The sequence below is a fragment of the Citrobacter sp. genome, assembly GCF_050252275.1.
GTDB classification, from domain to species: Bacteria; Pseudomonadota; Gammaproteobacteria; order Enterobacterales; family Enterobacteriaceae; genus Citrobacter_A; species Citrobacter_A amalonaticus.
The window spans coordinates 1-4814 of the sequence record NZ_JBFWLF010000327.1 but is presented as its reverse complement, the minus strand read 5'-3'; the positions used below and the strand labels follow the sequence as shown (position 1 = coordinate 4814).

Here is a 4814-nt window from a genome sequence, read left to right as displayed (position 1 = left end):
GCCGGTTTCACCGACAATCACATCCAGGCCTTTGCCTTTCACAATGCGGGACAGGAAGACATCACAAATCGCCTTGCGGGCTGCGAAGGGATTCGGGTGATCGAGATCGGGCAGAATGTTGTCTACCGTGGTCAGATCTTTGTGTCCCAGAATCGCCTGGACATCATCCTGAATGTCGCGGTTTCCGGCGTAGATAATGGCGCAGTCGAGGCTGGACTCTGCCAGGGCGCGCGCATTGGCCAGGCCGTAGCTCTCTTCACCACCGTCGGTGCCGCCGGTAAACAGCAGAATGTCCGGTGGTGAAGCTTCCAGCGCCTGAATATCATGGCGATTCAGTTTGTACGAATAGTACTGGGCGATTTTTGCCCCGGCGGAATGCGCCGTGACTTTTGCCGATTCCAGAGTGATCGACGGCACCAGTCCCATTGCGGCAACGGCAAGACCGCCTTTCGCCGACGAGGAGTATTTCAGGGTCACTTCACCCCGGTTGAGCAGTGGGCGCGCATCGGCAACGTTCAGCACCTGGTTCAGGCTGGCGAAAAAACCTTCCGCCAGATGATGGGTCGTCGTCGGAGTCAGAACGTGGTTAACCAGTGTTAACGCATCCCCCTCCTTTGCGAAGAGGGCAGCTTTGGTCCACGTCGAGCCGATATCGACAGAGACGGTTTGCATCAGATGGCCTCTTCCAGACAACGCTTTTCAATGCCGTGGCGCTTGTTGATATCCGCTGCCATCAGCTGACACACATCTTCGAGATCGTGGCTTGGTGCAAAGACGCGCTGGAAGCCCATCTCTTTGAATTTGGCTTCGACGTCTGCGAAATCATGCTTCCCGACCACCAGGTTGCCGCCGACGTAAAGCAGGATATCGCCGATACCGCGTTCGATGCAGCGCTCGCGCAGACCAAGGCAGTCGATGTCACCGTGGCCATAAATGGAAGAGACGACAATCGCATCGGCGCCGGTTTCGATCGCGGCATCGATATATTCATCCTGGCTTACCATTACGCCCAGATTGATTACGCGAAAATCATGGGCAGTAAAAACGCGGTCCAGAACTTTATTGCCTACGGCATGGCAGTCAGCACCAATGACGCCAATAACGAGTGTTGATTTTTTCATGGGTAATCCTCTCCAGGACTCAGGGTAAGAAATAAAAAGTTTTGCAATGTTTTAATAGGGACGGAGTGTCGTGGGGAGGCGCGATGGATGCAATTGATCTATTTTCAAAATATCTTTCGAAAAACGACTGTTCTATGAATGAAAATTTAAAAATTGTTTATTATCAATGAGTTATATGTTTTATTCTGGATGGTGTATATATTTAATAAATAGATTCCTATTAAACGGCTTTCTATGTTTGTGATCTAAATCCTGTTTATTTGTCTTTGCGCTGAATAGGCGTTTAAATAATTTTAGAGGAAGAAGTGTGAGGCGCGTAACGGAATAAAGCATAATGTTTCTATACGCCATTTTATTATTGTTAATAAAATGATAAATATGATGGTGAGTTGTTTGCAATTCCCGCGTTGGGACATGAAAAATTCAGCATATTACATTGACTTTATATTTGTGAAGCAGTTAACACTTCGTCGAAATAGTTTTAAAGCGCACTCCGATTAACGCTGTTTCCTGTGGGCGATCAACGTAAATTTATAATCGTCAGTATTAAACGCATTGCGACTGTATTCGAATACCTGTCCTCCCTTTAAAAAACCACGCGACACTTTTTCCAGGATTGGCTTTGTGAGCGGGATAGCAAGCAGGCGGCTCATCTCTTCGGTGGGCATCAGTGGAATCAACTCCTGCTCACTGCGTTCAATGACCTGTTTCTTCACCTCTTCAATGAAGTGGTACTTTGAGTTTTCCATCACCTGCCAGGTTAAATCAGGGAATAATGCCAACGGCATCCACGTCTCCTCCAGCGCGACTGGTTTTTGCTTGATGTAACGCACCCGCTTGACGTGCCAGACCCGTTTGTCATCAGCCAGTTGTAATTGATTTTTCAAAAAATCATCGGCCTGAATCACTTCGAAAACCAGCACGTCGCTGTGCGTATCGCTGCTACGGTCGGTCAGCTTTTCATCAAAACTGGTTAATTGATAGATGTCGTAATTAACCCGCTCCTCTTTAACGTATGTGCCGCTGCCCTGAATGCTTTCGATGATCTGCTGCTCGGTTAACTGCCTTAGCGCCTGACGCACGGTGACCCTACTGACCCCAAATGCCGCCTGTAGCGCGGATTCTGTCGGCAGAGCATCACCGGGCTTCAACTCACCTCGCTGGATTTGTTCACGGATCCCGTCGGCTATCTGTCGATAAAGTGGTTTTCGGCTCATGGTTTTTTCTGTCAGGTTGTTAAGACGACTTTTCACATTATGCCTAATGAATTGAATGTGTAAACAATATAAATTAAATACAAATTATCGTCTTTAAGTGAAAATGATCACATAAATGTATTGTTTTGTCTGGCACACTCCTTCGCACATAAAACAACCATTTTGTGAGGATCATGATGAACCTGACGACGTTAACCCAGCGGGACGCGCTGTGCCTGAACGCCCGGTTTACCAGCCGTGAAGAGGCGATTCGTACGTTAGCGCAGCGGCTAACGGCGTTGGGCAAAATTGCTGATTCTGATGCCTTTCTGGAAGCCGTGTTTGCACGTGAAAACCTCGGGCCGACTGCGTTAGGAGAAGGGCTGGCGGTACCACACGGGAAAACGTCGGCTGTGAAAGAAGCCGCTTTTGCTGTGGCGACGCTCAGCAAGCCCCTGAGCTGGCAAGGGGTCGACGGTCCGGAAGCTGTTGACCTGATTTTCCTGCTCGCCATCCCACAGGAAGAGGCGGGCAGTACCCATATGCAATTGTTGACCGCGCTCACCACGAGGCTGGCTGATGAAGAAACGCGAGCCCGTGTTATGGCGGCAACGAGTGCTGACGAGCTGTTGGCGGCGCTGGATGACAACGGGCATGGACCAATGGTCGCAACGCCATTCAACGCCCCCACAATTGTGTGTGTGACCGCCTGTCCGGCGGGGATCGCGCATACCTATATGGCGGCGGAATATCTGGAGAAAGCCGGACGGAAGTTGGGCGTCAATGTTTTTGTTGAAAAGCAGGGCGCTAACGGTATTGAAGGGCGCTTAACGGCAGATCAACTGAATTCGGCCAGTGCCTGTATTTTGGCCGCTGAGGTGGCAATCAAAGAGAGCGAACGGTTTGCGGGGATCCCGGTGCTGACGGTACCCGTCGCCGAACCGATTCGCCATGCTGAGCAACTGATCCGGCAAGCGTTGGCGCTTGAACCACAAAATGTCAAGCGCGTGCGGCAGGAAGAGAACCATCAGCCTAAAGGGCTTAAGACGGAGTTAAAACAGGCCTTACTGAGTGGGATCTCCTTTGCCGTGCCGCTGATTGTTGCGGGTGGGACGGTACTTGCTGTCGCGGTATTACTGGCGCAGATATTCGGTCTGCAACCGCTGTTCGAGCAGGAGAATTCCTGGCTGTGGATGTATCGCAAACTTGGCGGTGGAATGCTTGGTGTGTTGATGGTGCCTGTACTGGCGGCTTACACCGCGTATTCTCTGGCGGATAAACCCGCACTGGCACCCGGTTTTGCTGCCGGGCTTGCCGCGAACATGATCGGTTCCGGTTTTCTTGGCGCAATCGCAGGGGGATTAATTGCTGGATACCTGATGCGCTGGGTGAAAAAACACCTGCGATTGAGCAGTAAATTCAACGGTTTTTTGTCGTTTTACCTCTATCCGGTGATTGGTACGCTGGGGGCAGGCAGCCTGATGTTGTTTGTTGTCGGCGAACCGGTGGCATGGATTAACAACAGCCTGACCGCCTGGCTTAACGGTTTATCTGGGGCGAATGCGCTGCTGCTTGGCGCGATTCTCGGCTTTATGTGTTCATTTGATTTGGGGGGCCCGGTCAATAAGGCCGCCTATGCCTTTTGTCTGGGGGCGATGGCGAACGGCGTCTACGGTCCTTATGCCATCTTTGCCTCGGTCAAAATGGTCTCCGCATTTACGGTGACCGCGTCAACATTAATTTCTCCCCGTCTGTTTAAAGAGTTTGAAATTGAAACCGGGAAATCCACATGGCTGCTAGGGCTGGCGGGTATTACAGAAGGGGCAATCCCGATGGCGATTGAAGATCCTGTGCGGGTGATTGGCTCCTTTGTCCTCGGGTCAATGGCGACAGGGGCAATGGTTGGGGCGATGAATATTGGTCTCTCAACGCCTGGCGCGGGTATTTTTTCACTCTTTTTGCTGCACGATGCCGGGTACGGCGGCGTACTGGCGGCGGCAGGCTGGTTCGGTGCGGCGCTGGTGGGAACCGTTATCTCAACGCTGGTTTTGCTGCTCTGGCGACGCTATGCGGTGAAGCAGGGTAAATATACGACTGATGGCGTAATGTCTTAATTCTGAACAGGAAACGAAGATGAAAGCTGTATCTCGCGTTCACATTACCCCGCATATGCACTGGGATCGGGAGTGGTATTTTACCACCGAAGCGTCACGCATTTTGCTGGTCAACAATATGGAAGAGATCCTCACCCGACTGGAACAGGATACCGACTATAAATATTACGTTCTTGATGGACAGACGGCAGTGCTGGAGGATTACTTTGCGATAAAGCCAGAAAATACCTGTCGGGTACAACGTCTGGTGCAAACCGGAAAGTTAATTATCGGCCCATGGTACACCCAGACGGATACCACGATTGTCTCCGGTGAGTCTATTGTGCGTAACCTGCTGTATGGCATGCGTGATTGCCTGGCTTTTGGCGAGCCGATGAAAATTG

General features: G+C 51.0%; 4 protein-coding genes and 1 pseudogene. 2 read left to right on the top strand and 3 right to left on the bottom strand.

Features of this window, described 5'->3' with window-relative positions; genetic code table 11:
• The 3 genes from AB7E14_RS20670 to AB7E14_RS20660 all read right to left on the bottom strand — a co-directional run.
• Nucleotides 1–672, bottom strand: a 672-nt coding sequence (locus AB7E14_RS20670; RefSeq protein ID WP_428169877.1) for a glutamate mutase L, incomplete at its 3' end; no start/stop codon positions are given.
• A complete protein-coding gene (glmS, locus tag AB7E14_RS20665) occupies nt 672–1121 on the bottom strand; it encodes a methylaspartate mutase subunit S (RefSeq protein WP_043001347.1) in 450 nt (149 codons plus the stop codon). The genes glmS and AB7E14_RS20670, both read right to left, overlap by 1 nt.
• 497 nt (nt 1122–1618) lie before the next feature.
• Complete coding sequence (locus AB7E14_RS20660) at nt 1619–2338, bottom strand: GntR family transcriptional regulator (RefSeq protein ID WP_044266315.1); 720 nt, start codon at nt 2336–2338, stop codon at nt 1619–1621.
• 176 nt (nt 2339–2514) lie between these two features.
• On the opposite strand from AB7E14_RS20660, the gene mngA reads away from it, so the two are divergent.
• Nucleotides 2515–4431: a PTS 2-O-a-mannosyl-D-glycerate transporter subunit IIABC gene (mngA, locus tag AB7E14_RS20655; RefSeq protein WP_316962004.1), complete on the top strand. Its 1917-nt coding sequence runs from the start codon at nt 2515–2517 to the stop codon at nt 4429–4431.
• A 19-nt stretch (nt 4432–4450) separates the two neighbouring features.
• Nucleotides 4451–4814 (top strand): annotated as a pseudogene (locus AB7E14_RS20650) (alpha-mannosidase); the annotation flags it as partial.